We start from the raw sequence: 2,836 nt of genomic DNA on the forward strand, positions 1-2,836 counted from the left end.
TGAATCATGATACGCCACGGTGGTTGTGTTTTGTGTTAGCGCATTAATAAATACAACCACCTTTTTTATTTTTCAAGCGATAATTATAATATATTTCAACAGTTTAAGCCTTAAGTTGGCGCGTATGGTATAAATACGTCCATTAATGCGTTCGTTCTTATCTGCTGACTTCCAAAAATGAGCAGCATCTTTAGCCCAATTTGGTAAATTTCCTGATTTTATATTTTCTAAATCTTCTCTTTTGTATTTACCTTCACGATTTATATAAGCGTAATGGCTTGCCCCTCGACTTCCCGAAGAACCGTATTGCCTACCTGATTTAACTGATAAGTGATAAATCGCCATAATTCGCCTATTTTGAATCTGCTTTTTTTGTTTCTCGGAGAGAAACGCGGAAGCGTGCATTCCAACTGCTGTTGTCATGATAACTTCAATATATATTCGCTACAAGGTGATAACCCATAGTTCAGAAACCCCAAATCTGAGGGTCTATAAGTGACACGATTAATAAGGATTTTTTTAAGCTATAAACTGTAATTTTTTGTTATTAGATAGACATTAGGATATTTTTTAAACTAAAGGACTGAAAGCCAATTTTAAAATTTTAAAAATCCTATAAAAAATGATCACCTGGCTAAATATTTTTCAATTCAAGTCATACTCAGAATAAATATTTCTTTAATTGTAAAAGTCAGAAATTAATAATTTAATATGATTTTTGTTGTTTAGTGCTGTAATAGATTTCCTCTATTTTTAGTTATGCTATGATTTAAAAATATTGACAATGAGGAAGTGGCAATGGCTATCGAAAATCTAAAATTTACTGAAGATCAAAAAAAGTTTGTAACTGATGAAATCTCTCGTTTGAAGGGATTAGAGAATAGAAACCAAACTGAAGATTTAATTTTGTCACTTGTTAAAAGTATTGAATCAGGCTCACCAACAAAGCAGCAAATTAGTTCATTTGAACGTGTAATGAAAAATGAATTTAAAAAACATAAAGCACGTTTAGAATTAGAAAAAATTAAGGAAGATGAAAAAAAACTTTTAGCTAGTTTGAAAAAAGATGCTCAAGCTGCTCAAGTTAAAGATCGCAAAAAACGTGAACATAAATTAATTTCAATTGGTGCGCTTTTTGAAATAGTAGATTTCCCAACTGAAGATAAAGGAATTATTACTGGTGTTCTTTTAAAGGCTCTTGAATCATATAAATCCAATCCCCAACATTTTGACAGTTTAAAAATTGCTGGTGACAAATTTATTGCTGATCGGGAACAATCAAAAAAATCTAAATCAACTCTAGTTGATAATTCAGGCTCTACAAATTAAAGAATATTCAAACTGGTAAAAATATAATTTAATTTTTTTCAGTCGCAACCCTGCGGGATTGCTTTGTTAATCCCGCTTATAGGTAACATGGAAGTAGTTGCGGGTCTGCGGTCAGCTAGCCAAAATCACAGATTTTGTCTGCTTCGCTTGCCCCATTCAACAGTAATCAGAGAAGGGAGGATTTTTCAGATTTTTCAGTTCGCAAAGTAGACACTTTGCTCTGCTCTATCGTTTAGGATTCAATATCTTTTTTTGAAAATTCAAAATAAATTAAATCTTTTTTACCTAGCTCAACCATTATTGAATTATAAAAATTGACAGGTAAATTTATAAATTCCTGATGCTCCGACCATAGTGCTTGTTCACCTTTGAATAGATATTTATATCTTGGATTGCCAAGTTCTATACGCTCTTTTTCTTTTGCAATTACTTCCGATCTGATTGCATTAAGCATATCTACAATTTGAATTGCTTTAGGGTCAATTTGATATTCCCTAGAGCTTTTCCCATTAATCCAAAGTTGAGCATCACGGCTATTGTACTTAGTTTCTTCCGTGTGGACTACCTTGTAAAATTCAATTATTTGCTCTGGGCTATATAAACCATTTCTGAAGCATTCAATTTTGAATTGAGCATTATTCATTTTTTCAGTTCCTTAATATTCATTATATGATACGCAATGAACCGCATTTTTTTGAAGCATTAGAAATCTAAACATCAAAAAAATGCGGGTGACTATTACCCCTATTTATTTTCAAATAAGAGCCTTAAATATAATTGCCAATCTTTATATATTAATTTTGAATGCTTCATATTTTCCTCTGTAGTGAATTGACCCCCTTCAGGGGGTCAACTGTTTTATGCGTATGATGATGTATAGCAGCGTTTATAAACTTTTGTACCTGTCGGCAATAATTCAAAATCTAATACTGTTGCATTTGCAGACTGATGAATCACGATATAGTTATCCATGATCTTTTTTTTCATTGGCTCTTTGCTGGTAAATTCATTCGGTAAAGGCACAACATAACCTTGCATTGAACCTGTTGCATCATAAGCCTGTTTAAGTTCACGGATGACACAATATGCCCGGCTTTTCTCAATAACTTGATAGAAGTCTACATTTGTTTGCTCATATCCCCATGAGGTATATAAGATCGTCCCGATCTCTAACTGATCACGGAATTTTTTAATTCGGGCTTTTTGTTCTTCCTTGTTCTTGATGGCGTTTTGATGGCTCAAGTTGTCTGATTGAATATTTTGAGAAACAGCTTCTTTCATACGTTCAACTGTTTTAAATCTAGTGTAGATAAAAGGGGGTCGTTTGCGGGAGAGGGCGAAATCCTACGCTAAGGCTTTGGCCAACGATATTCTCCGGTAAGATTGATGTGTTCCCAGGGGATAGGAGAAGTCGCTTGATATCTAGTATGACGTCTGTCGCACCTGCTTGATCGCGGCCGCGATAGCTAGATCGCGTTGCTCCTCTTCTCCATCCGCGTTCCAAGCT

Annotated in this window: 3 protein-coding genes and 1 pseudogene; 1 reads left to right on the forward strand and 3 read right to left on the reverse strand. The window is 34.0% G+C overall.

Annotated features, from left to right (window positions below):
* Window positions 1-126: 126 nt before the first annotated feature.
* Window positions 127-345: pseudogene (locus HX743_RS16545) on the reverse strand (mobilization protein); the annotation flags it as partial.
* 453 nt (window positions 346-798) lie between these two features.
* Between HX743_RS16545 and HX743_RS15800 the strand changes: the two are divergent.
* Window positions 799-1,329, forward strand: coding sequence for a conjugal transfer protein TraD (locus tag HX743_RS15800; protein WP_000963725.1), 531 nt, complete (start codon window positions 799-801; stop codon window positions 1,327-1,329).
* Window positions 1,330-1,561: 232 nt separating this feature from the next.
* Here HX743_RS15800 and HX743_RS15805 read toward each other — a convergent pair whose 3' ends face one another.
* Both HX743_RS15805 and HX743_RS15810 read right to left on the reverse strand, forming a co-directional pair.
* Window positions 1,562-1,972, reverse strand: a complete 411-nt coding sequence (locus HX743_RS15805) for a hypothetical protein (RefSeq protein WP_001057867.1) — start codon at window positions 1,970-1,972, stop codon at window positions 1,562-1,564.
* Window positions 1,973-2,187: 215 nt separating this feature from the next.
* The gene (locus HX743_RS15810) at window positions 2,188-2,610 is read right to left on the reverse strand and encodes a hypothetical protein (RefSeq protein WP_000656635.1); all 423 of its coding nucleotides are present in this window, start codon (window positions 2,608-2,610) and stop codon (window positions 2,188-2,190) included.
* Between the last annotated feature and the right edge of the window lie 226 nt (window positions 2,611-2,836).

The sequence above is a fragment of the Acinetobacter sp. Swhac1 genome (genome assembly GCF_013390985.1).
Classification (GTDB): Bacteria; Pseudomonadota; Gammaproteobacteria; order Pseudomonadales; family Moraxellaceae; genus Acinetobacter; species Acinetobacter towneri.

What these genes read in the sequence shown, in the direction of transcription:
- HX743_RS15800 (WP_000963725.1), top strand. Translation starts at nt 799, where the DNA reads ATGGCTATCGAAAATCTAAAATTTACTGAAGATCAAAAAAAGTTTGTA.
- HX743_RS15805 (WP_001057867.1), bottom strand. Translation starts at nt 1,972, where the DNA reads ATGAATAATGCTCAATTCAAAATTGAATGCTTCAGAAATGGTTTATAT.
- HX743_RS15810 (WP_000656635.1), bottom strand. Translation starts at nt 2,610, where the DNA reads ATGAAAGAAGCTGTTTCTCAAAATATTCAATCAGACAACTTGAGCCAT.